This window comes from Pseudomonas donghuensis (assembly GCF_000696345.2).
In the GTDB taxonomy this organism is placed as follows: domain Bacteria; phylum Pseudomonadota; class Gammaproteobacteria; order Pseudomonadales; family Pseudomonadaceae; genus Aquipseudomonas; species Aquipseudomonas donghuensis.
Window position 1 is genome coordinate 3,673,148 of record NZ_CP071706.1, and the last position, 23,296, is coordinate 3,696,443.

A 23,296-nucleotide genomic window follows, 5' to 3' on the forward strand; every position below is an offset into this window, starting at 1 on the left:
GGTGCAGAGTGCGCCCGAGCAGATAAAATTAAAAAGAATAAATACGTACAAATATAGAACTAAAAGAGATATGTAAATCGACATATCGAAAGTCCTATAAGTTATTTATTTTCAGTTTTTTAGATCCCTTAGCATCAGTGCCACCCTCATAGAGCAAGTGAGCGCAACCTTTGCACAGCACGCCATCGACCCCTCTGCAAATCGCGCGGGAACTGACCAATGAGTTCGCCCGCACCGCGGTCGAGCGCGACCGCCTAGGCGGTACGCCCAAGGCCGAACGCGATGCCATCCGCAGCAGCGGCCTGCTGGCCTTGAGTATCCCCCGCGACTTCGGCGGCCTGGGCGCCAGTTGGTCGCAAACCTTCGAGGTGGTACGTGAGTTCGCCCGGGTCGACAGCTCGCTGGCCCATGTGTTCGGCTTTCATCACCTGATGCTCGCCACCGTGCGCCTGTTCGCCACCCCGGCGCAGTGGCAGCCCTGGTTCGAACTGACCGCGCGCAAAAGCTGGTTCTGGGGCAATGCCCTCAACCCCCTGGACACCCGCACGGTGGTCAAGGACCGCGGTAGTTTTCGTGAATTCTCCGGCAAAAAAAGCTTCTGCTCCGGCGCCAGCGATTCAGAGATGCTCATCGCCTCGGCAATCGACGAGAACGCCGGCGGCAAGCTGTTGATCGCCGCGATTCCCAGTGGCCGCACCGGCATCACCTTGCACAACGACTGGCACAACATGGGCCAGCGCCAGACCGACAGCGGCAGCGCCACCTTCGAACGGGTACGGGTGGAAGAAAGCGACCTGCTGCTCAACCCCGGCCCCTTGAGCACACCGTTCGCCTGCCTGCGGCCGCTGATTGCCCAACTGCATTTCGCCACGATCTTCCTCGGCATCGCCGAAGGCGCCTTCGAGGAGGCCCGGCATTACGCCCTGCGCGAATCGCGGCCGTGGTTCAAGTCAGCGGCCGAACAGAGCAGCGCCGACCCTTATGTACTCAACCATTTCGGTGACTTCTGGGTGCGCCTGCAGGGTGCACGCCTGTTGGTCGAGCAGGCCGCCCAGGCGCTGGACCAGGCCTGGGCCAAGGGCGCGGCGCTGAGTGCCGAACAGCGCGGGCGCCTGGCGGTGACCATCGCCACCGCCAAGGTCGCCGCCAGCCGGGATGGCCTGGAGATCTGCAGCAAGGTCTTCGAGGTTACCGGCGCCCGTGCCACCCAGGCCTCGGTGGGCCTCGACCGGCACTGGCGCAACCTGCGCACGCAAAGCCTGCACGACCCGCTCGACTACAAGCTGCACGAACTCGGTGAATGGGCCCTGCGCGGGCAATTGCCGACTCCGACCTTCTACTCATAGTGTGACCGCCATGCAATTGTTGACCCTACCGCCCTCCCCGGCCCTGGCCACCTCGATTCGCGCCACGGCGCAGGTGTTCGAAGACCCCAAGTCGCGGGCCTTGCTGGCGCACCTGCAACGGGTCGCGCCAAGTGAAGCCAGCGTGCTGATCATCGGCGAGACCGGCACCGGCAAAGAGCTGGTGGCCCGGCACATCCACAACTTGAGCGGGCGGCGCGACAAGCCTTTCGTCGCGGTCAACTGCGGGGCGTTTTCCGAATCGCTGGTCGAGGCCGAGCTGTTCGGCCACGAAAAAGGCGCGTTCACCGGCGCCCTCGGTTCCAAGGCCGGCTGGTTCGAAGAGGCCAATGGCGGCACCTTGTTCCTGGATGAGATCGGCGACTTGCCGATGCCGATCCAGGTCAAGCTGCTGCGCGTGTTGCAGGAACGTGAAGTGGTGCGCCTGGGCTCGCGCAAGAGCATTCCCATCGATGTACGGGTGCTGGCGGCAACCAACGTGCAGTTGGAAAAAGCCATCAACGCCGGGCACTTTCGCGAAGACCTGTACTACCGCCTCGACGTGGTCAGCCTGGAACTGGTGCCACTGCGCGAGCGCCCGGGTGACATCCTGCCGCTGACCCGCCACTTCATCCAGGCCTACAGCCAGCGCCTGGGCTATGGCGACGTCAGCCTTAGCAGCGAGGCCGAAGCCAAGCTGTGCAGTTACGGTTGGCCGGGCAATATCCGCGAACTGGAAAACGTCATCCATCACACCTTGCTGATCTGCCGCGACGGGGTGATCCGCCAGGACGACCTGCGCCTGTCGAACATGCGCATCGAGCGCGCCGACGACAGCCCTGGCCCCGATGATTCGGCTGAAGGGCTGCTGCAGCGGGCGTTCCAGAAGCTGTTCGAGCAGCCCGCGGGGGCCTTGCACGAGAAGGTCGAGGATGCGCTGTTGCGCGCGGCGTATCGGTTCAGTCATTACAACCAGGTGCATACGGCGAACTTGTTGGGTTTGAGCCGCAATGTCACCCGCACGCGCCTGATCAAGATGGGCGAGCTGGCGGTGAACCGCAGGCAGCCTGCGGGGAGTACCCAGGGCGAGCGGGTACTGAACCTGTCCATCTAATGGCCTCATCGCGGGTCCTGCACCAATCCTGTGGGAGCGGGCTCGACCCGCGATCGAGTGCGAAGCGCTCGCAATCCAGACACCACCTGATGTATTGGCTGCACTGGCCCCATCGCTGGCAAGCCAGCTCCCACAGGTACTGCACCTATTTCATGACCACAGCCAATCCTGTGGGAGCCGGACTTGCCGGCGATCGAGCGCGCAGCGGTCGTAATCCAGACGCCGCATGATGTGCTGGCGGGACTGGCCCCATCGCTGGCAAGCCAGCTCCCACAGGTACTGCACCTATTTCATGACCACAGCCAATCCTGTGGGAGCCGGGCTTGCCGGCGATCGAGCGCGCAGCGGTCGCAGTCCAGGCGAAAAAAGGTCAGCGGTAGATCTCACTTCCCGCATCCGGCGCCAGTTTGCGAAACACCAGCGCCGAGGCCATGCACGCCAGCGCACACACGCCAATCACCAGGGCAATATCCGCCACCGCCACCTGCTGCTCGCCCTTCACGCTCATCAGCACGCTCAGCAGCGAGGCCGCCACGCCTACCGACACACTCATGGCCAACTGCACCGTCGCCGCCGACAAACTGCTGGCCCGGCTGTGCAGCTCGGCAGGGACATCGGCATAGGTCAAGCCGCCCATGGCGCTGAACCGCAAGGAGCGGATCAGGCCGCTGGCGAACAGGATCAAGACCACCAGCCAGTACGGCGTGTCGAGGTTGAAACTGGCGCAGGCGCCCAGGCTCACGCCGGTAAACAACGCATTGACGCTCAAGGTGCGGCGAAAGCCAAAGCGGCGCACGATGCGCACCGCCAGCAGCTTGACCACAAAGGCGCCGACGCCACCGGTAAAGGTCAGCAAGCCGGCATGCAAGGGGCTCAGGCCAAAACACAGCTGGAACAACAGCACCATCAAGAACGGCTGCGCCGCCGTGCCCAGGCGAAACAGGTTGCCGCCCCAGAAACTCAAGGCAAAGCTGCGCACGCGCAACGGCGCAAAGTCCAGCAGCGGCTGGGCGCAGTGGCGCGCATGGCGCACATACAGCAGCGCCGCCAACAGCCCGAGCAGCAACAGCAGCACCCAATGCCGCGCCAGCAAGCCATGGCCCAAGGCTTCGAAGCCGAACACCAGGGACGCCAGGGCCACACTGGCCAGCAGCAAGCCACGCAGGTCCAGGCGTTGCCGGCTGTCGCCGGGGTAATCGGGAATATGCCGCAGCACCAGGTAAACCCCGAGCACGCCGATGGGCAGGTTGACCAGAAAGATCCATTGCCACGACAGCAGGGTCACCAGCAAACCGCCCAGGGGCGGCCCGAGCATCGGCCCCACCAGCGGTGGGATGGTCAGGTAGGACATATTGCCCAGCAGTTGCTCGCGCGGCGACCAGCGCAGCAGGATCATCAACCCCACCGGCACCATCATCGCCCCCGCCGCGCCCTGGCACAGGCGTGCCAGGCATAGCTGCAGCAACGAACCGGCCAGGGCGCAGGCCAGCGACGACAGGGTGAACAGAACGATGGCCAGGACGAACAGCCGCCGTGGCCCATAGCGGTCCGCCGCCCAGCCGCTGACCGGCACGGCCAAGGCGGCGGCGAGCAGGTACAGCGACACCACCAGGTTCATGCGCACGCTCGGCGCGCCGAATTCGCTGGCCATCTGCGGCAAGGCGGTCATCACCACGGTGGAGTCGATCAGCTCCATCAGCAGCGCACAGCCGATGATTATCGGTACTCGCCGTGATTGCCAGGTGCTGAGGTTCAGCAAAGGCGCCTGCACGCTGCCCAATTCAGAACAACCCCGAGGTCGGTGGCGGTGTGCCGGTCAGCTGCCAGGCGCCGACCGCCGCGGCCTTCCAGTGCCGAGGGTTATGGTTGGCGACCGTGCGCGCGTTGCGCCAGTGGCGGTCGAGGTTGTGGCTGCGGCCGGTGGTCGAGGCGCCGCCGACGTCAAACAGCAATTCGGCGGCCTTGAGCGCCGATTCGGCAGCAATGTACTGGGCCTGGGCAACGTCGATGGCGGCCTGGTCGACCTGTTGCGGGTCAAGGCCGGCGGCCCAGGCGCGGTCGATCGACGCCGCAGCGCGCAGCACCACGGCCTCGGCGGTAAAGGCGCGGGCAGCGATTTCACCAACGCTGAGCTGCACGTACGGGTCATCCACCGAGCGCGTGGCGCTGCTGTGCTTGATCGGCCGCGCGTGCTCACGGGCAAAGCGGCTGGCATCGTCCAGGGCATTGCGGGCGATGCCAGCCTGCACCGTGGCCAGAAACAACTGCAAGAACGGCGTGACGATGGTGCGCTTGCCCTCCTCCACGGTGCGCGTGCGAATCTCGTCGGCGTACACCAGCACATCGTTCAGGCGCGTGGTGCCGCTGGCCGTCAGGCGCTGGCCCATGGCGTCGAAATCGTCGAGCAATTCCAGGCCCTGGCGCTCGCGCGGCAGCACGAACGACACCGGCTGATCGTTTTCATCCAGGGCCACGGCGCTGACCCAGTCGGCGTACAGGGCGCCGGTGCTGTAGTACTTGCTGCCGCTGGCGCGGTAATGCTCACCCTCGCGCACGATGCGCGCGCTGATCGCGCCATTGGCGCCACCCACTTCCCAACCGGCATTGCCCAGCACCGCGCCTTGCAGGTAGCGGGCGAACCAGCGCTGGCGCTCGGCTTCGGCACCGTCGGCGGTCGAAGACAACAAGCCCTCGACAAAGCCGAAGCCCGGACGCAACGCCTGGGCAACGTTGGAGTCCACCGAAGCGATGCGCAGCAGCAGGCCGATCACATCGCTGACACTGCCACCCGGGCCGCCGTACGCCTGCGGAATACGGCAGGTGTAGAGCCCGGCCTGGGCAATCTGGCGGACCGCTTCATAGGGCAGCTGGCGCTCGCGTTCACGTTGCGCGGCGCCGGCGGCAATCAGCGCCAAGAGGTTTTCGGTATTGCCCTTGAGGTCGTCGAGGTTGCGCTGCTCAACACGGGGTACTGCGGATAAACCAGGCATGGACTTTCCTTGTGCGGATCAGGCGATCAGATCGCCAGGCGGAGAAATTCGAAACTGACTCGACGGCCGCTTTCCAGGTGCGGGATGGCATCGAGCAAGGCACGGGTATAGGGGTGTTGCGGACGGTCGAAGACATCGCGCACGGCGCCGCTTTCCACCGCCACGCCATCTTTCATCACCAGCACCTGGTCGCTGACATGGTTGATCACCCCCAGGTCGTGGGAGATGAACAGGCAGGCCAGGCCCAAGCGCTGCTTGAGGTCGTCGAGCAGCTCGAGAATCTGCGCCTGCACCGACACATCCAACGCCGACACCGGCTCGTCGCACACCAAAATCTGCGGCTGCGCGGCCAGGGCGCGGGCGATGGCGATGCGTTGCCGTTGGCCGCCAGACAGCTTGATCGGGCGGCGCTCCAGCAGGCTGGGGTCGAGGCGCACCAGGGTCAGCAGCTCGACGGCCTGCTGGCGCCACTGCGCGCGCAGGTGCCCGGCCACTTGCAGCGCCTCGAACAGCACGCGCTGCACGGTGTAGCGCGGGTCGAAGGAGCTCAGCGGGTCCTGGAACACCACCTGGATGCTGCGGCGCAGCTGGCGTTTCTCCTGGTCATCGAGGCGCAACCAGGGCCGGCCCTTGATCTGGATCTCGCCGCTGTCGGGGGTTTCCAGGCCGAGAATCATCCTGGTGAGGGTGGTCTTGCCCGAGCCTGACTCGCCGACGATGCCCAAGGTGCGGCCCTTGTGCAGTTGCAGCGAAACCTGGTCGACCACGGTGCGCCAGGTGCCGTCCGGGCCCTTGAAGGCCTTGCTCACCTGCTGCACCTGCAACAGCGGCGCGCTGCGTTCCACCACCGCGGGTGCGACCGCCGCCAACGCCGGCGCCTGCGGCCGGCGAAAATGCACGGCGGCGCCAGCCTTGAGCAGGTACTGGGTATAGGGGTGCTGCGGGTCTTGCAGCACCGCCTCGACACTGCCCTGCTCGACGATTACGCCGTTGTGCATCACCGCCACCCGGTTGGCCAGGCGCGAGACCACCGCCAGGTCATGGCTGACGATCAGCATCGCGGTACTGTCGCCACGCAGGGATTCGAGCAGGCTCAAGACCTGGGCCTGGACCGTGGCGTCCAGCGCCGTGGTCGGCTCATCGGCAATCAGCAGGCGCGGGTTGCAGGCGATGGCCGAGGCGATCAAGGCACGTTGACGCAAGCCGCCGGAAAGCTGCCAGGGGTATTGGCGGGCGCGCAGCTCAGGCTCCGGCACGCCGACCGCGCGCAGCAGTTCAAGCACGCGCGCCTGGCGCTGTGCGCGGTTCAGGTCGCTGTGCAACTGCAAGGGTTCGGCAATCTCCTTGCCGACCGGGCGCAGGGGGTCGAGCGAACCCAGGGCGTCCTGCATGACAAACCCGATCTGCGCACCGCGCACCCGGCGCCAGGCACGCTCGTCGAACTGGCGCAGGTCCTGCCCGGCGAAGGCCAGGCGGCTGGCCTGCAGCTGCGCATGGGCACCGGTGAGCCCGGCCAGGGTGCGCGAAGTGACGCTCTTGCCCGAGCCGGACTCGCCCACCAGCGCCAGGCATTCGCCCTGCTGCAGGCTGAAGCTGATGCCCTTGAGCACCGGCACGCCCTGGCCGAAGCGCACCTGCAGGTCGCAGACCTCGATCAGCGGCGCGGGGTGTTGGATAACAGCATTCATAGGCGTTTACCTTCGTTGCGGCGCAGCAGTTCGCGGCCGATGGCGGTGATCGAGACTACGGTGAGGGTGATGGCCAGTGCCGGCCAGGCCACCAGCCACCAGGCGTTGGCCAGGTAGTTGCGGCCGATGGCGAGCATGCCGCCCCACTCCGGCTCTGGCGGTGGCGCGCCAAAGCCGAGAAAACTCAAGGCGGCCCCGGCGACGATGGTGCTGCCGATGCCGATGGTGGCGAGTATCAAAATCGGCTTGATCGCATTGGGCAGCACATGCCGCCAGATCACCTGACGCCGAGGCAGGCCGAGGGTGGTGGCCGCCTCGACATAGCCGGCATTGCGCACCACCGGGGTTTGCGCACGCACCAGGCGCGCATAACGCGGCACGCTGGCGATACCCACGGCGATGATGGTGTTGAGCGCGCCCTGGCCAAAAAAGGTGATGATCACCAGTGCCAGCAGCAGGTCGGGAAAGGCCAGCAGCACATCGACCAGGCGCATCACCACGCCGTCGACCAGCCGGGGCCCGAGCCCGGCCAGCAAGCCCAGCACGGTGCCGAGCAACAACCCCAGGGCCGTGGCGCTCAGGCCCAGCACCAGCGACGGGCGCACGGCATGCACCAGCCGCGCGAGGATGTCGCGGCCGTTCTCGTCAGTGCCCAGCCAGTGCAGGCTGCTCGGTGGCTGGAATGCCTGGCGGGCGCTGGCCTCGAGCGGGTCGGCGGACACCAGCCAACCTGGCTGCAGCGCCGCCAGCACCAGCAGCGCGACAAACAGCGCGGCCAGTACCAGCCCCGGGCGCAGGGCCAACTGTCGAGGCCTGACGAAGCGCGCCTGGGCCTGGATCAGGCCGTTGGCCGGCAGCACCGCCGCCGTTGAATTGATTGGCGCCATCGGGCACCTCCTTGGGCTGAACGTTAAAGGGCAGGATTGCGGCTCTGCCGGTGGCCAGGCTCACACCGCTTCGGCGGCGCGCTGGTACTGGCCGGCTGGGTACGGCAGGCCGAGGTGGTCGCGCAGGGTGCTGCCCTGGTATTCGTGGCGGAACACCCCGCGCTTTTGCAGCAGCGGCACCACTTCGTCGACGAACACCTCGACACCCGAGGGGAACATGTCCGGCATGATGTTGAAGCCGTCGGCGGCACCGGCGCGAAACCAGTGTTCGAGGGTGTCGGCGACCTGTTCCGGGGTGCCGACGATCAGCCGGTGGCCGACCAGGATGCGCCGCGACAGCTCACGAAGGGTCAGGTGCTCGCGCCGCGCCAGGTTCAACTGGGCTTCGAGAAAACCGTGGGAGCCGCGCTCGAATTCCGCCACCGGGCCGATCCGCTCCCAGGGCAAGGGCGCATCCAGTTCCAGCTCGCTGACCGCAAGACCCACCCGCGCCGCCACCTGATTGATCAGCCCCTCTTCGCCGTACCAGGCATTGAGTTCGTCGAAGCGCGCCTGGGCCTCGGCCTCGCTGCTGCCAATCACCGTCGACAACCCCGGCATGATTTTCAGGTGCTCGGGGTTGCGCCCCCACTGGCGGGCGCGCTGCTTCATTTCCTGGTAAAAGGCCTGGCCGTCGACCAGGGTGGTCTGGGTGGTGAAGATCGCATCGGCATAGCGCGAGCCGAGGGCCTTGCCACCTTCGGAGGACCCGGCCTGGACCAGCACCGGCCGGCCCTGGGGCGAGCGCGGCAGGTTCAGCGGGCCCTTGACCGAAAAGTGCTCGCCGACAAAGTTGATCGCATGCACCTTGGCCGGGTCGGCAAAGCGCCCACGGCGGGCGTCGCCAATCACCGCGTCATCTTCCCAGCTGTCCCACAACTTGAGGGTGACGTCGATGAACTCATCGGCACGGGCGTAACGGTCAACATGGCGCGGCGCGCCGGCCAGGCCGAAGTTCTGCGCCGCCGCGTCGCCGGCATTGGTGACCACGTTCCAGGCCGCGCGGCCGCCGCTGATATGGTCCAGCGAGCTGAAACGCCGGGCCAGGTTATAGGGGTCGTTGTAAGTGCTCGAGGCGGTGGCGATCACGCCGATGTGGCGGGTGGCCAGGGCCACGGCGGTGAGCAGCACGGTCGGCTCCAGGCGCCCGGCCGGGTGCTCGGCAATATCGCCCAGCAGCGCCGGGCCGTCGGCGAGGAAAATCGCATCGAGCTTACCGCGTTCGGCGATGCGCGCGATGTTGCTGTAGTACTGCTGGTCGAGGTAGGCATTGGCCGGCACCTCGGCCTGGCGCCAGGCGCCGGCGTGGGCGCCGAAACCGAGGATGTTCATGCCGATGCTCATGTGTTGTGCGGGCTGGCTCATGGCAATTCCTTGAGTGGGGGTCAAACCGCGCTGGCTTCGTCGCGGGCGGCGTTGTCCTGTTCGTGCAACTGGCGCCAGGCGGCACCTGGGCTGACGCCATTGAGGTAGTAGTTGCCCAGCGCCCGCTCGCGGTAGATCGCCGGGTTGTGCGAGGCCAGGGTGCGGGCGTTGCGCCAATGCCGGTCGAGGCGCCGGGCCTGGCTGGTGGCCGAGGCGCCGCCGACTTCAAACAGCAAGGTGGTGGCTTCGAGCACCTGCTCCAGCACCACCTGCTGGGCCTGGTAGGTGCGGATATCGGCCTCGACGTAGTGGTCTTCGCCGACCGTGCCGTCGAGCTCGGCTTCGTGCACCGTCTGCAGCACCTGGGCGACATCCAGCACCAGGGCTTGGGCGGCATAGGCCAGGCTCGACAGGCGGCCGATCACCCGCTGCACCAGCGGGTCGTCCTTGGGGCTGGACTGGCCAGGCACGCCAAAGGCGCGGGTGCGGCCCTGGACGAAGTCGACGGCATCCCGCTGCACCGCACGGGCAATACCGGCCAGGGTCGCCAGGTGGTACAGCTGGTAAAAGGCTGACAAGTAGGACTCAGCGCGCAGCTCGCCGGGCTTGAAGCGGCGCAACACCTGCGCCGGCGGCACCGCGACCGCGGCAAAGCGGGTGGTGCCGCTGCCGCTCAGGCGCTGGCCGAAACCGTCCCAGTCATCCTCAAGGCTGACCCCCGGCGCCGTGGTCGAAACCACTACGCTGACAAAATCCTCGTCGAGCATGGCCACCGCCGCCACCCAGTCGGCATAGATGGCGCCGGTGCAGTAGTACTTCTCGCCTTCTAGCAACCAGCCAGCGTGCGGCGCCTGCGGGTCGGCAGCCGTGAGCCGCACCGAATTGCCGGTGGTGTCGGTACGTTCGGCCATGGCCGCGCCCCACAACTGCCCCGCCGCCACCTTGGTCAGCCAGTGGCGTTGCGAAGCGACGTCAGCGCTGGCCAACCGGCCTTCGACAAAACCGAAGTGGGCGCGGAAGATCTGCGGCAGGTTGGAATCGGCCTCGGCGAGCTCGATCAACAGACGAAACAGCACCGGCAGGCTGACCTGCGCGCCGTTCAACGCCTGGGGCACGCGCAGGGCGCCGAAGCCCGCCTCGCGCAGCCAGGCCACCGGCTCATGGGCCAGTGTGCGCTGCTGCTCGCGGTCTACCGCGCCTTCGGCGATGCGGGCAAAAACCGCGGCAAAACGCGCCTGCAGGTGGGCATAGTCCTGGCTTGCGGGGTTCGCGGCCAGGGGTGTTGGCAACTCATGGGCACTCATGGCTGGTCCTTGAAATGCGGGTTCATACGCTTTTGCTGCGCGGGTCGACCCAGTGGTTGATCAGGTCGACGAGAACGTTGACGACCCCATAAATCGCCGCCGCCAGCAGGGTGATCCCCAACAGCAACGGCATGTCCTTGGTGATGGCGGCATCGAGCATCAGCCGGCCGATGCCCTGGCGGGCGAACAGCATTTCGATGATCACCGCACCGCCCAGCAGGCTGGCAAAGACAAAACCGGAGAGCGTCACCAGCGGCACCAGGGCATGGCGCAAGGCGTGCTTGAGGCGCACGCCCGTCTCGGACATGCCGCGCGCCCGGGCCATGGCGATAAAGGGCTGTTCGAGGATGTCCTCGAGTTCCTGGCGCAGTACCTGGGTCAGCACCGCGGCAACCGGCAGGGCCAGGGCCAGGCTCGGCAAGATCAGCGCCTGCCAGCTGTTGGAGCCGGACGGTGGCAGCAGGTGCCAGCCGAACGAGAACAGCAGCAACAGCACGATGCCGATCACGAACGATGGCGCCGACGACAGCACCAGTTCGCTGCCGGACACCAGCGCGCGCACCCAGCGCGGGCGGTTGGCGGTGAGCACCGCGCAGCTCACCGCGAGGAGGATCGACAGCAAGGCTGCGGCCAGCGACAGCTGCAGCGTGGCGCCCAACTGGCTGCCGATCACCTGCAGCACCGGAATGCGCAGGCGGTACGACTCACCGAGGTCGCCCTGGGCCAGGCGCGCCAGGTACTGGCCGTACTGCACCCACAACGGTTGATCGAGGCCGTACTCGGCGCGCACCTGGGCGATCAGCTCGGCGCTGGGCATGGCGTCGGGGCCGCCGAGAATTGCCAGGGCCGGGTCGCCGGCACTGAGGTTGATGGCCAGGAACGTCAGGGTCGCCGCGCCCCAGAGCACGCCGATGCCGGCCAGCAGGCGCCAGGCCAATCGCTGCAAAGTAGTCATTTGCCCTCCGGGTCGAGCCACACGCTGGTGAACAACGGGGTGTTGTGCGAGGTGTCGAAAATCAGGCCCTTGACCTGCTTGCGGTAGGTCAGCAGCACATGGCTTTCGAACACCGGCACCGCCGGGATGGTCTGCGCCAGGCGCTGCTGGGCGATGCGGTAGAGGTCGCTCAGCTCGACCGGGTCGGTGGTCTGGCGTGCGGCGCTGAGCACCCGGTCGAGCTCGGCATCGCGAAAACGCCCGGCGTTCTGGCCGATCAGCTTGGCAGTGCTGATCGCCTGGCTGTGGTAGAGGATGTACAGGCCATCGGGGGTGTTGGTGTGCCAGTAGCCGCCGCCAATCAGCTGGAAGTCGCTGGCGTACCGGCGCTGGGTGACCTGGGCCAGGGGCAGCAGGTCGATGTCGATCTGCAGGCCGATCTTCTTCAGGTCGGCCTGGATGGCCACGGCGATGCTGCTGGGGTAGGCGGCGGTTTCGTAGGTCAGCAAATGCGCGGCCAGGCGCTGGCCGTGCTTGACCCGGTAGCCCTGGCCGTCGCGCTCGCTCCAGCCGGCCTGGTCGAGAATGCGGTTGGCTTCAGCCACGTCATAGGCCAGCACGTCCTTGAATGCCGGGTCGTAGTAGCGGGTGTTGGCGGCGAGAAAATCACCCTTGGCCAGGTACTCGCCAAAACCGGTGATCCAGGCCAGGCCGTCGCGGTCGATGGCCTTGGCCACGGCGCGGCGCACCTGGACGTCATCGAAGGGGAAGCGCTCGACGTTGAAGGTCAGGCTGCGAAACGGGTTGGCCTTGCGGATACGGCTGCGCATCTGCAAATCCGGGTTGGCGCGAATGGCCCGGGCGTTCTGGGTCGGGGCATCGACGGTAAAGTCCGACTGGCCGGCTTCCAGGGTACTGAAGCGGATCATCGGTTCGGGGACGATGCTCAGTTCCAGGCGGTCGAGGTAGGCCTCGCCCTGGTGCCGGGTCACTGCGGGAGCCCAGTTGTAGCCCTTGCGCTTGACGAAGTTGGCGCCCTGGTCGCGGGTGTAGCTTTCCAGCACGAAGGGCCCGGAGCCGATCGGGTGTTCGGCGATGGTCTTCGGCGCTTCGAGGATCTGCCGTGGCGAGATCATGCTCAGCCAGGATTGCGCCAGCACATCGAGAAACGGCGAATAAGGCTCGCGCAGGTGCGCTTCGAAGGTGTACTCATCGACGATGCGCCCATCCACGTAGGGGGCGATATAGGCGGCAGCCAGCGGCGACTTGGTCGCCGGGTCGCGCATGTGTTCAAGGTTGACCTGCAGGGCGCGGGCGTTGAATTTTTCGCCATCGCTGAAGGTCACGTCATCGCGCAGATGAAAGGTGTAGGTCTTGCCGTCGTCGGAGATCTCCCAGGACTTGGCCAGCCACGGCGAGATATTGCCCTGCTCGTCCTGGTACAGCAGGCAATCAAACAGGATGCGCCCCAGCCACTGCACATTGCCGTGGGAAATCGAATGCACGTCGAGGGTCGTGGTGTCGGATGCCGTCGACACCCGCAGGGTGCCACCGGGCTTGCCCGGGGCGGCCTCGTAATAGTCTTGCGCGGCATAGCTCAGGGTGCCGTTGTGCAGCGTGCCGTCGATGCCGCCGCTGCCCTGCCCCGGCGCCGGCTCCACCGGCTTGCAGGCGCCCAGGGCCAGCAGCGCGCCGAGCACGGCGGGGCCACCCAGCCTTGCGATTACTCTCATGCGGTTCTCCTGCAGGTGCCGCAAGAACGGCACCCGCCCCTGGCTCAGAAGTTGTAGGCAATCCCGGTGTAGGCGCCGAAGCCATCACCCGGATACAGCGAAGCGGTGTCCTGGCCCTTGGCGTCGTAGCTGGGCACCAGGGCGGTGACGTAGTCCTTGTCGGTGAGGTTCTTCAGGTCCAGGTACACCTGCCAGGTCTTGTTCGGCGCGTCGTAGCCCAGGCGTGCGCCCCACAGGGTGTAGGACGGGGCGTAGAAGCTGTTGGCGTAGTCCACCGCCGTGCTCGATGCCGAGCGCACATTGACCCCGGCGTAAAAGCCATTGGCGTACTGGTAGAACAGCTCGCCCTGGTAGATGTGCTTGGGCAGGCCCGGCAGCTCGTTCTTGGCGAACAGCGGGTCGTTGCGGTAGTGGAAGTCGTTGAGGGTGTAGGCCTGGCGCCAGCTCAGCACATCGCCGTTATCGCGCTGCCAGAGCTTGGTGGTCAGCCCCGCCTCGATGCCCTGGTGGATGGTCGGGCTGGCGTTGGAGGTCGAGACCACGGCGGCCGCAGTGTTGGTGGCCGGGAGGATTTCGACGTTGAGCAGTTCGTCCTTGATCCAGGATTTGTACAGGGTCAGGCTGCCGTCGAAGATCTCCGAGCGCCCGCGAATACCCAGCTCAACGGTGTTGGCGCTTTGTGGCACCAGGGTCTTGGCGAAGTTGGTGGTCACCCCCGAGCCGGAACTGGACCAGGAGCTGGGCGGGTCGATGGAGCGGCTGACGTTGCCGAACACCTGCACGTCCGGGGTCAGGTAATAACGCAGGCCGACCCGTGGCGCCAGTTTCCACTCCTCATAACGGTAGTGGCTGGGGATGCCGCTGGTGTTGGGCCGGTCGCTGAAGTTGACATCGACGTTGCGCTTGACCTCGATGGCCGAGAGGCCCGTGGACAGGTACAGGTTGTCGGTCAGTCCGAGGTCGTTGCCCAGCGACAACACATGGTCGAACGAGCCGTCGTACTCGACCTGCTTCTGCAACCTGCCCAGGTCCTTGTCACCGCTGTAGGTGCGCACCCCGGAGCGGATGTGCTGGGTGCTGCTCCAGCCGACGCTGGTGGTGCTCGGCAGGCCGAACAGCTGGTCGCTGCGGGTGTACTTGAGCGAGTAGTTGATGTCGCGCCAGTCCCAGTAGTTGGGGTTGACCGTGCTCTTCTTGCTGAGGATCTGCGGGTAGTTGTGATAGACCAGCCCGGCCACCAGGGTCGAGTCGTCGTCGAAGGTGTAGGTGGTTTTGCTGCCGACCCAGGTCGAGCCTTCCTTGGTCGAGTCGCCACGGGTGGCGCGGGTGCTGGGGTTGGTCTGCGAGGAATTCTTTTTCAGCTGCGCCAGGGTCAGGGCCCCGGCGTTCTCGTGGTACTCCTCGCGGTAGCGGATGTACAGGCGGGTTTCCAGCTTGGGGTTGAAGCGGTAGCCGAAGTTGGTCACCACGCCCTTGGCCTTGGTGAAGGTGAAGTCCTGGTAACCGTCGCGCTTGGAATTGTCGACGCTGATGAAGTAGTCGGCGTTGCCGGCCACGCCACCGGTGCTGAGGGTCTGCTTCTGCCAGCCGAAACTGCCGCCTTCGACCTTGATGCGGTTGCCTGGCGCAGTGAGGCCAGAGTGGGTGACGAAGTTGATCGCGCCGCCCAGCGACAAGGCGCCGTACTCGAAAGCGTTGGCGCCGCGCAGCACTTCGGTGTAGCTCAAGCCCTGGGTGTCGAGCAACTCATAAGGCGTGCCGCCGGCGCCGGTCAGGGCCAGGCCGTCGAAGAGGAACTTGGTGCCTTCGCGGAAATAGCCCGGCGAGGTGTTGGCACCCGAACCACGGATGGAAATCTTGATCGCATCGTTGCCACCGGCGGCCTGGGCATACACCCCCGGTTGATAGGCCAGGGTGTCTTCCAGGGTGGCCGAACGGCCCTTCTCCACCTCGGCCTGCTGAACCAGCCCGGTACCGCCGGGGATCTCGTCCAGTTGCGCCTGCGCCGCTTGCACCGGGGTGGCTTTGGCCGCCTGGACGGTGACCGTCTCCAGGCGTTTTTCGGTCTGTGTGGCATCTTCGGCCTGGGCCAGCGGCGCCAGGCTCAACAGTGCGGCGCCGACGCTGGCCAGTGTCCAGTCCTTGCCTACTACTTTGGTCGAAGAATTGAATAAAACGGATGTTGCCCGAGGCACGAAATTCAAGGTATTGCTCCCCACCTGATTAAAAAATAGGCGAGTTTCTATTGGTATAGTCAATCTCGAAGGGAGCTGTTGCAGCGACCGTGCCAACCGGTAAAACCCTTGTAATCCCTGCGCTTGAGCGGCTCCTGCGGTTTAAACAATTGTTCGAATTTCGGGTATCTGTGCAACTGCTGTTGCCTGGCGAACACTTGATCATGCTCCAAGCCTTGATAGATCCCGTCGATAGACCTATCAACAAGGTCGATTAGTCCCACATTCCGTACGGGAATACACTAGCGCGCATACGTCCGCTCAAAACCCTGCAACAGACAGGGACTTGCGACACACCGTGCTTTTTACCCCAGCCAACCGCGCTTGCGACGCCTTGTTGCCGGGCATGCCTATGCCCGCAGCTTTGTGCAGCCGATAAGAATGAGGAGATACCCATGGGACTTGGCAGACGACAGTTTTTCAAGCTCTGTACCGCCGGCGTCGCCACCGCCACCTGTGCGAGCCTGGGCTTTGCCCCGGGCGTGGCCCAGGCGACCCAGTCGCGCCAGTACAAGCTGCTGCGCGCCAAGGAAACCCGCAACAACTGCACCTATTGCTCGGTCGGTTGCGGGATTCTCATGTACAGCCTTGGCGACGGTGCCAAGAACGCCAAGGCGCGCATCTTCCATATCGAAGGCGACCCTGATCACCCGGTCAGCCGTGGCTCGCTGTGCCCCAAGGGCGCCGGCCTGGTCGACTACGTGCACAGCGAACAGCGCCTGCTCTACCCCGAATACCGCGCGCCGGGCTCGGACAAATGGCAGCGCATCAGCTGGGATCACGCCATCGAGCGCATCGCCCGGCTGATGAAGGACGACCGCGACGCCAACTTCATCGAGAAGAACGCCAAGGGCACCACGGTCAACCGCTGGCTCAGCACCGGCATGCTCTGCTCGTCGGCGGCCAGCAGCGAAACCGGCTCGCTGGACCAGCGCTTCACCCGCGCCCTGGGCATCCTCGGCACCGACAGCCAGGCCCGGGTCTGCCACGCGCCGACCGTTTCGGCCCTGGCGCCGACCTTCGGCCGTGGCGCCATGACCAACAACTGGGTCGACATCAAGAACGCCAACGTCGTGCTGATCATGGGCGGCAACCCGGCCGAGGCGCACCCGGTGGGCTTCAAGTGGGTGATCGAGGCGAAGATCCGCAACGGCGCCAAGGTCATTGTCGTCGACCCGCGCTTCAACCGCAGCGCCGCGGTGGCCGACATCTACTCGCCGATCCGCGCAGGCTCCGACGTGACCTTCCTGATGGGCGTGGTCAACTACCTGATCAGCCACGACAAGATCCAGCACGAGTACGTGCGCCACTACACCAACGCCAGCCTGATCGTGCGCGCGGACTACCACTTCGACGACGGCCTGTTCAGTGGCTATGACACGAAAAAACGCAGCTACGACCGCAGTTCCTGGACCTACGAGCTCGACGAAAAAGGCTACGCCAAGCGCGACCTGACCCTGCAGCACCCACGCTGCGTGTGGAACCTGCTCAAGGCCCACGTCAGCCGCTACACCCCGGAGATGGTCACCAACGTCTGCGGTACGCCCAAGGACGACTTCCTCAATATCTGCGCGATCCTTGGCGAAACCTCTGCCCCGGACAAGACCGCGACCTTCCTCTACGCCCTGGGCTGGACCCACCACACCAACGGCGCGCAGATGATCCGTGGCTCGGGCATGATCCAGCTGCTGCTGGGCAACATCGGCATGGCCGGTGGCGGGGTCAACGCCCTGCGCGGCCACTCCAACATCCAGGGCTACACCGACCTGGGCCTGCTGTCGCTGCGCCTGCCCGGCTACATGAACCTGCCGTCCGACGAGCAGACTACGCTTGCCACCTACCTCAAGCAGACGACGCCGACAGCGCTGCTGGAGGACCAGGTCAACTACTACAAGCACACGCCGAAGTTCTTCGTCAGCCTGATGAAAAGCCTCTGGGGCGACAAGGCCACCAAGGACAACGACTGGGGCTACGACTGGCTGCCCAAGTGGGACGACAGCTACGACGTGCTCAACTTCAGCAACCGCATGTACGAGGGCAAGGTCAACGGCTACATCGCCCAGGGCTTCAACCCGGTGGCGGCGTTCCCCGACAAGAACAAGGCCCAGGCGGCGCTGGCCAAGCTCAAGTTCCTGGTGATCATCGACCCGCTGGCCACCGAGACCTCGAGCTTCTGGCAGAACCACGGCGAGCAGCATGACGTCGATAGCGCCGCGATCCAGACCGAAGTGTTCCGCCTGCCCTCCTCGTGCTTTGCCGAAGAAGACGGCTCGATCGTCAACTCCGGACGCTGGCTGCAATGGCACTGGGCGGGCGCTGCGCCACCCGGGGAGGCCTGGCACGACGGCAAGATCCTCGGCCACCTGTTCCTGAAGATCCGCGAGCTGTACGAAAAGGAAGGCGGCGCCAACCCGGCACCGATCCTCAACATGGCCTGGAACTACGCCGACCCGCTGGACCCCAAGCCCGAAGAAGTGGCCAAGGAATCCAACGGCCGCGCCCTCGCCGATCTGCACGACGAGCAAGGCAACCTGATCCTGCGCAAGGGCCAGTTGCTCAGCGACTTCTCGCAACTGCGCGACGACGGCAGCACCCAGTGCTTCAACTGGATCTTCGCCGGCTCCTGGACCGAACAAGGCAACCAGATGGCCCGTCGCGACAACGCCGACAGCGGCCTGGGTTGCACCCCGGGCTGGGCCTGGGCCTGGCCGCAGAACCGGCGCATTCTTTACAACCGCGCCTCGGCCGACCCGCAGGGCAAGCCGTGGGACCCGAAACGCAAGCTGATCGGCTGGGACGGCGTGCGCTGGAGCGGTGTCGACGTGCCCGACTTTGCCGTCACCGCCGCCCCTGGGGGCAAGGTCAACCCGTTCATCATGCTGCCTGAAGGCCTGGGCCGGCTGTTCTCAGTCGGCGCCATGAACGACGGGCCGTTCCCCGAGCACTACGAACCGACCGAAAGCCCGCTGGCGAGCAACCCGCTGCACCCGAACGTGACCTACAGCCCGACCGCGCGGCTGTATGAAAGCGATCGCCAGCGCATGGGCAAGCGCGAAGAGTTTCCCTACGTGGCGACCACCTACTCGATCACCGAGTTGTTCCGCCACTGGACCAAGCACGCGCGGCTGAACGCCATCGTCCAGCCCGAGCAGTTCATCGAGATCGGCGAGAAGCTGGCCGCCGACAAAGGCATCGTCCAGGGTGACCTGGTCAAGGTCAGCACCAAGCGTGGCTACATCAAGGCCAAGGCCGTGGTGACCAAGCGCATCCGCCGCCTGGCGGTCGACGGCCAGGATGTCGACACCATCGGCATCCCCTGCCACTGGGGTTACGAAGGCAGCACGCGCAAGGGCTTTCTGGCCAACACCCTGACCCCGGGCATCGGCGAGTCGAACACCCATACGCCGGAGTACAAGGCGTTTCTCGTGAACATTGAAAAGGTCTGAGGGCGAATACCATGTCCATGCAATCCCAAGACATCGTCCGCCGCTCGGCCACCAATGTGCTGACCCCGGCGCCGCACACCCGCGATCACCAGGCCGAAGTGGCCAAGCTGATCGACGTGAGCATCTGCATCGGCTGCAAGGCTTGCCAGGTGGCGTGCAACGAATGGAACGACCTGCGCGATGAGGTCGGCCACAACGTTGGCGTATACGACAACCCGGCCGACCTGTCCGCCGAAACCTGGACGCTGATGCGCTTCGATGAAGTCGAAGACGAAAGCGGCAAGCTCGAGTGGCTGATCCGCAAGGACGGCTGCATGCACTGCGCCGACCCCGGCTGCCTGAAAGCCTGCCCGCAACCGGGGGCGATCATCCAGTACGCCAACGGCATCGTTGATTTCCAGTCCGAGCACTGCATCGGCTGTGGCTACTGCATCGCCGGCTGCCCGTTCGATGTGCCGCGCATCAGCCAGAAAGACAACAAGGCCTACAAGTGCACGCTGTGCGTCGACCGCGTCTCGGTCGGCCAGGAGCCTGCCTGCGTCAAGACCTGCCCGACCGGCGCGATCAACTTCGGCAGCAAACAGGACATGCTGCACCAGGCCAGCGAGCGGGTCACCGAGCTGCAGGGCCGCGGCTTTGCCGGTGCCGGCATCTATGACCCGCAGGGCGTCGGCGGCACCCACGTGGTGTACGTGCTGCAGCATGCCGACAAACCGCAGCTGTACCACAAGCTGCCCACCGACCCGCGCATCAGCAATGCCATCCAGGGCTGGAAAGGCTGGATGAAACCGGTGGCCGCGGCGGCGTTCTTCGCCACCTTGGCCGGCACCCTGTTCCACTACATCGGCGTCGGCCCCAATGAAGTCGACGAACAGGACCAGAAGATCGAAGAGGATACCCACGCATGAACAAGGACAAACTGATCCTGCGTACGCGCTTCATCGAGCGCGCCAGCCACTGGTTCATGGTGATCTGCTTCTTCGCCGTGGCGCTGTCGGGGCTGTCGTGGTTCTTCCCGTCGCTCAACGGCCTCAATGCGGTATTCGGCACCCCGCAGCTGGCGCGCATCCTTCACCCGTTTTTCGGTGTGCTGGTGTTCTTGCTGCTGATGTTCCTGTTCGTGCGCTTCGTGCGCTACAACCTGCCGGAGCGCGAAGACCTGCAGTGGTTCAAGAACCTCAAGCAGGTACTGGCCGGCAAGCATGAGCCGGTGCTGAACATCGGCAAGTACAACGCCGGGCAGAAGATCCTGTTCTGGGGAATCATGGGCCTGATCAGCCTGCTGCTGCTCAGCGGCGTGGTGATCTGGCGGCCGTACTTCGCCCCGCTGTTCAGCATCCCGACCATCCGCATCGGCCTGCTGGTGCATGCGCTGGCCGGCATCAGCCTGATTCTGCTGATCATCGGTCACGCTTATCTTGCATTCTGGGTCAAGGGCTCGATCCGTGGCATGGTCACCGGCTACGTCAGCCGCAGTTGGGCCAAGACCCACCATGACCGCTGGTACCGTCAACTGAGCGGCAAGCAGAGCAAGGCTGGGAGCGAGAAATGAACAGCATCCAGATGACCCCGGTGCAGACGCCCAGCGGTGGCGTCAACGAGATCGTCGCGGTGCTGCTGCCGTCGCTCAAGGACCGCTACCGCCAACGCGCGGCGCGCCTGCGCCAGTTGGCCGACGGCCATGCCATGGGCGATTACCTGGGCTTTTGTGCCGGCATCGCCGAGGCTCAGCAACAGCTGCTTGAAACGCTGCCGTTGCCTGAAGCGCTGGCATCCGGGCTGGCTGCGCGCCTGGCCAATGGCCGGGCGCCGCTGGCGAGCCGCGAGTACCCACGCGACGCCTACTGGCAGCAGTTGCTCAGTGCTTTGATCGATGCGCTCTACAGCGATGCCAACCCGACGGTTCGCGGTACCCTGGAGCGCTTGCGCGGCTACTCGGCAGCGCAACTGGAAGACCTCGCCAGCGCCTTGCTCGCCGGTGACTACGACCAGGTCGACAGCGGCCAGGCGCTGTTCCTCTGGAGCGCACTGTCGCTGTACTTCACCCAGTTGGCCAATGCCCTGCCGGCCTCGGCCAAGGCCTCCCTGGGCGAGCAGCGCCAGCATTGCCCGGTATGCGCCAGCGCGCCGGTGGCCAGCGTGATCATGACCGGCGCCCAGGCCGGGCTGCGCTACCTGCATTGCAGCCTGTGCGAAAGCCGCTGGCACATGGTTCGGGTAAAATGCAGCAACTGCGAAGCCACCGGCGCCCTGGACTATTGGTCGCTGGAACGGCAGGATGCGCCGATCAAGGCCGAGAGCTGCAACGACTGTCACAGCTACCTGAAAGTGTTGTACCCGGAAAAGGACCGCGACCAGGAAGTGCTGGCCGATGACCTGGCCTCCCTGGCGCTGGACGCCGAAGTGGAGCGTGAGGGGTATGGGCGCAGTGGTGTCAGCCCGTTCTTGTTTCCCGGCTGACAGCATCGCTGGCAAGCCAGCTCCCACAGAGTGCATACACCGGCCCCTGTGGGAGCTGGCTTGCCGGCGATGGGCTGCACAGCAGCCCTCTCACAAGCACGACCCCACCAAGAGACTCCCCATGGGCATCAAGAAATCCTCCGCCGAACTCAAGCGCGACCTTAAAACCGTCGCCAGCAACCTGGAACGCACCGCCGGTGAAATCAGCAAACTGGCCGAGCGAATCGACGGCGTTGACGTGGTTGCCGTGCTGCACCTGATGAACCGCCTGTACAAAGACTCCGACAAGCTCAAGGCCTACGCCGACGAGATCAAGGGCGGACGCATCGTGCGCGGCAAAGCCGAGTAATCAACCCATGCGCCCGGCGACCAGCAGCACACCGATCTGCTCGGCCAGGTGCAACAGCTCGGCGTAAGCCCCGCTGTCCTGCAGCACGCTGCGCGATTGGCCCTGGGGCTTGAGCATTTTGCCCGCCAGCCGATCGCCAAACAGCATCATCGCCCGCGCACTGTCATCCTGCCGTGAGGTCCAGCACAGGCCCTGCACCTCAGGGCTCTGCCGGTGAATCGCCTCGGCCCACAAGCGGGTCTGCGGGTACTGGTCCTTCTCGGTATCGATCAACTGGTTGCGCGGCACCCCGAGCTTGCGCAGGGCCTTGCTGCCCAGGTCCACCAGCAGCAGGTCCTGCGCGCTGCGCAGCACCGAATGCAGCTGCCCCTGCAACTTGCCCTTGTCAAAGGTCTTGAGCCCGGCGGCAAAGGGCACGTCGTGGAACACCGTTTCCATTGCCGCACAGTCGAAGCTGGTGCCACCGTACAAGGTCGGGATCGGCTGGCCACGGGCGTCCCGGATCGGGCTGAAACGGGCATTGCCCTTGAGCCCGGGGTTGAACTGGCCGGGGCCGTAACTCTCCAGGTGCAGCCGATGGATCGGCGTACCCTGGGCCCAGGTCAGGGTCGACAGTTGCAATACACCGGCAGGTGCCGGTGTATCACCCATGGGCGACGCCCTGCAGCTCGTCGTCGGCGGCGGCCAGCACCTGCTCCGGGGCACGGCTGATGACATCGAGCGGGCGCTTGCCACCGAGAAAGCTGTTGGCCGACATGAACCAATACGCCAGGCCCCAGCTGTCCTTGGCCTGGGCAAAACGTGCAAGCACCGGGGCCATGGCCTTGAGCGGCCGGTAAGCGGCGTCCAGGCCATAGGCCGGGAAATAATCCACGCCATGGTGGCGCAGGGCGAAGATCGCCCCTTCGCGCTTCCACTTGTTCGGCTGGGCGCTGGGGTTGCTCAGGCTGAAGCCAGCCAGCCCGGCGATCTGCGCGGCGGTCAGCCAATCGCCGCTCTCCAGCACTGCGGTGCGCGCCTGGGCCAGCATCGCCGCCTCTTTGAGCGCATTGGGCGTTGGCGGCGCCTTGGGTACCAGGGCTTCGACGATGGATTCGAGGGTGTGCTGCTGTTGCCGGCCCATCAGGCTTTTGACCAATTCGGCAACGCTGGCGAAGGTGGCGGCAATGGCATCGGCCTCCCCCGGGCTGGCATCGGCCAGGGCCACGGCCACCACCTGCTCGGCTTGCTGGTGGCTCAGGCGCTTGCGCAGGGCTTTGGGGGACCCGGCCAGGGCGCTAACCGCCGGACGCTGATCCGTAGCACGGCTCATGGAACCTCCTGATGATGAGATCGAATACCTTTAATCAAGGATAATCCAGATAACCCAGGCTCACCAGCCAGGCGCCGACGACCGGCGAGCAAATCCTG

At 65.4% G+C, this 23,296-nt stretch carries 18 protein-coding genes; 7 read left to right on the forward strand and 11 right to left on the reverse strand.

Annotation, left to right across the window (positions count from 1 at the left end):
* Positions 1-170: 170 nt before the first annotated feature.
* Together BV82_RS17120 and BV82_RS17125 are read left to right on the forward strand one after the other, a co-directional pair.
* Positions 171-1,346 (forward strand): acyl-CoA dehydrogenase family protein, encoded by a 1,176-nt coding sequence (locus BV82_RS17120; protein ID WP_010227093.1) that lies wholly within the window; start codon positions 171-173, stop codon positions 1,344-1,346.
* A 10-nt stretch (positions 1,347-1,356) separates the two neighbouring features.
* On the forward strand, positions 1,357-2,457 hold the full coding sequence (locus BV82_RS17125) for a sigma-54 interaction domain-containing protein (protein WP_010227094.1): 1,101 nt from the start codon (positions 1,357-1,359) through the stop codon (positions 2,455-2,457).
* Between the two features lie 370 nt (positions 2,458-2,827).
* On the opposite strand, the gene BV82_RS17130 is transcribed toward BV82_RS17125, so the two are convergent.
* Genes BV82_RS17130 through BV82_RS17170 form a run of 9 tightly spaced genes read right to left on the reverse strand, consistent with a single transcriptional unit; the run spans position 2,828 to position 15,529 of the window.
* Positions 2,828-4,237, reverse strand: a complete 1,410-nt coding sequence (locus BV82_RS17130; protein ID WP_051636793.1) for an MFS transporter — start codon at positions 4,235-4,237, stop codon at positions 2,828-2,830.
* 1 nt (position 4,238) lies between these two features.
* Complete coding sequence (locus BV82_RS17135) at positions 4,239-5,447, reverse strand: acyl-CoA dehydrogenase family protein (RefSeq protein WP_010222346.1); 1,209 nt, start codon at positions 5,445-5,447, stop codon at positions 4,239-4,241.
* A 26-nt stretch (positions 5,448-5,473) separates the two neighbouring features.
* Positions 5,474-7,135, reverse strand: a complete 1,662-nt coding sequence (locus BV82_RS17140; protein ID WP_036996214.1) for a dipeptide ABC transporter ATP-binding protein — start codon at positions 7,133-7,135, stop codon at positions 5,474-5,476.
* Positions 7,132-8,022 (reverse strand): ABC transporter permease, encoded by an 891-nt coding sequence (locus BV82_RS17145; RefSeq protein WP_103143299.1) that lies wholly within the window; start codon positions 8,020-8,022, stop codon positions 7,132-7,134. Before BV82_RS17145 ends, BV82_RS17140 begins: the two co-directional genes overlap by 4 nt.
* A gap of 60 nt (positions 8,023-8,082) precedes the next feature.
* Entirely contained in the window at positions 8,083-9,426 is a 1,344-nt protein-coding gene (locus BV82_RS17150) for an LLM class flavin-dependent oxidoreductase (RefSeq protein ID WP_036996216.1), read from the reverse strand.
* A gap of 20 nt (positions 9,427-9,446) precedes the next feature.
* Positions 9,447-10,730 carry an acyl-CoA dehydrogenase family protein gene (locus BV82_RS17155; RefSeq protein ID WP_036996217.1) on the reverse strand — a complete coding sequence of 428 codons (1,284 nt, stop codon included), beginning with the start codon at positions 10,728-10,730 and terminating at the stop codon, positions 9,447-9,449.
* 22 nt (positions 10,731-10,752) lie between these two features.
* Entirely contained in the window at positions 10,753-11,685 is a 933-nt protein-coding gene (locus tag BV82_RS17160; protein WP_010222351.1) for an ABC transporter permease, read from the reverse strand.
* Positions 11,682-13,397: an ABC transporter substrate-binding protein gene (locus tag BV82_RS17165; RefSeq protein ID WP_036996218.1), complete on the reverse strand. Its 1,716-nt coding sequence runs from the start codon at positions 13,395-13,397 to the stop codon at positions 11,682-11,684. Before BV82_RS17165 ends, BV82_RS17160 begins: the two co-directional genes overlap by 4 nt.
* 44 nt (positions 13,398-13,441) lie before the next feature.
* On the reverse strand, positions 13,442-15,529 hold the full coding sequence (locus BV82_RS17170) for a TonB-dependent receptor family protein (RefSeq protein ID WP_036996224.1): 2,088 nt from the start codon (positions 15,527-15,529) through the stop codon (positions 13,442-13,444).
* A 497-nt stretch (positions 15,530-16,026) separates the two neighbouring features.
* Here BV82_RS17170 and fdnG point away from each other — a divergent pair, with 497 nt between their 5' ends.
* The 5 genes from fdnG to BV82_RS17195 all read left to right on the forward strand — a co-directional run bounded on the left by fdnG (position 16,027) and on the right by BV82_RS17195 (position 21,886).
* Positions 16,027-19,077 carry a formate dehydrogenase-N subunit alpha gene (gene fdnG / locus BV82_RS17175; RefSeq protein ID WP_081839691.1) on the forward strand — a complete coding sequence of 1,017 codons (3,051 nt, stop codon included), beginning with the start codon at positions 16,027-16,029 and terminating at the stop codon, positions 19,075-19,077.
* Positions 19,078-19,094: 17 nt separating this feature from the next.
* Positions 19,095-19,985 (forward strand): formate dehydrogenase subunit beta, encoded by an 891-nt coding sequence (fdxH, locus tag BV82_RS17180; RefSeq protein ID WP_269467564.1) that lies wholly within the window; start codon positions 19,095-19,097, stop codon positions 19,983-19,985.
* Positions 19,982-20,629 carry a formate dehydrogenase subunit gamma gene (locus BV82_RS17185; protein ID WP_010222356.1) on the forward strand — a complete coding sequence of 216 codons (648 nt, stop codon included), beginning with the start codon at positions 19,982-19,984 and terminating at the stop codon, positions 20,627-20,629. The genes fdxH and BV82_RS17185 overlap by 4 nt, the downstream gene beginning before the upstream one ends.
* Positions 20,626-21,537, forward strand: a complete 912-nt coding sequence (gene fdhE, locus BV82_RS17190) for a formate dehydrogenase accessory protein FdhE (RefSeq protein WP_010222357.1) — start codon at positions 20,626-20,628, stop codon at positions 21,535-21,537. The genes BV82_RS17185 and fdhE overlap by 4 nt, the downstream gene beginning before the upstream one ends.
* A 121-nt stretch (positions 21,538-21,658) precedes the next feature.
* Positions 21,659-21,886, forward strand: a complete 228-nt coding sequence (locus BV82_RS17195; RefSeq protein WP_010222358.1) for a hypothetical protein — start codon at positions 21,659-21,661, stop codon at positions 21,884-21,886.
* On the opposite strand, the gene BV82_RS17200 is transcribed toward BV82_RS17195, so the two are convergent.
* On the reverse strand, positions 21,887-22,537 hold the full coding sequence (locus tag BV82_RS17200; RefSeq protein ID WP_010222359.1) for an RES family NAD+ phosphorylase: 651 nt from the start codon (positions 22,535-22,537) through the stop codon (positions 21,887-21,889).
* Complete coding sequence (locus BV82_RS17205; RefSeq protein WP_010222360.1) at positions 22,530-23,198, reverse strand: hypothetical protein; 669 nt, start codon at positions 23,196-23,198, stop codon at positions 22,530-22,532. The genes BV82_RS17200 and BV82_RS17205 overlap by 8 nt, the downstream gene beginning before the upstream one ends.
* Positions 23,199-23,296: the final 98 nt, after the last annotated feature.

Bases quoted from the DNA above. Each gene is read 5' to 3' on its own strand.
- fdxH (WP_269467564.1), top strand. From the start codon at position 19,095: ATGCAATCCCAAGACATCGTCCGCCGCTCGGCCACCAATGTGCTGACC.
- BV82_RS17155 (WP_036996217.1), bottom strand. From the start codon at position 10,730: ATGAGTGCCCATGAGTTGCCAACACCCCTGGCCGCGAACCCCGCAAGC.
- fdnG (WP_081839691.1), top strand. From the start codon at position 16,027: ATGGGACTTGGCAGACGACAGTTTTTCAAGCTCTGTACCGCCGGCGTC.
- BV82_RS17160 (WP_010222351.1), bottom strand. From the start codon at position 11,685: ATGACTACTTTGCAGCGATTGGCCTGGCGCCTGCTGGCCGGCATCGGC.
- BV82_RS17205 (WP_010222360.1), bottom strand. From the start codon at position 23,198: ATGAGCCGTGCTACGGATCAGCGTCCGGCGGTTAGCGCCCTGGCCGGG.
- BV82_RS17135 (WP_010222346.1), bottom strand. From the start codon at position 5,447: ATGCCTGGTTTATCCGCAGTACCCCGTGTTGAGCAGCGCAACCTCGAC.
- BV82_RS17195 (WP_010222358.1), top strand. From the start codon at position 21,659: ATGGGCATCAAGAAATCCTCCGCCGAACTCAAGCGCGACCTTAAAACC.
- BV82_RS17185 (WP_010222356.1), top strand. From the start codon at position 19,982: ATGAACAAGGACAAACTGATCCTGCGTACGCGCTTCATCGAGCGCGCC.
- BV82_RS17145 (WP_103143299.1), bottom strand. From the start codon at position 8,022: ATGGCGCCAATCAATTCAACGGCGGCGGTGCTGCCGGCCAACGGCCTG.
- BV82_RS17140 (WP_036996214.1), bottom strand. From the start codon at position 7,135: ATGAATGCTGTTATCCAACACCCCGCGCCGCTGATCGAGGTCTGCGAC.
- BV82_RS17200 (WP_010222359.1), bottom strand. From the start codon at position 22,537: ATGGGTGATACACCGGCACCTGCCGGTGTATTGCAACTGTCGACCCTG.
- BV82_RS17165 (WP_036996218.1), bottom strand. From the start codon at position 13,397: ATGAGAGTAATCGCAAGGCTGGGTGGCCCCGCCGTGCTCGGCGCGCTG.
- fdhE (WP_010222357.1), top strand. From the start codon at position 20,626: ATGAACAGCATCCAGATGACCCCGGTGCAGACGCCCAGCGGTGGCGTC.
- BV82_RS17150 (WP_036996216.1), bottom strand. From the start codon at position 9,426: ATGAGCCAGCCCGCACAACACATGAGCATCGGCATGAACATCCTCGGT.
- BV82_RS17125 (WP_010227094.1), top strand. From the start codon at position 1,357: ATGCAATTGTTGACCCTACCGCCCTCCCCGGCCCTGGCCACCTCGATT.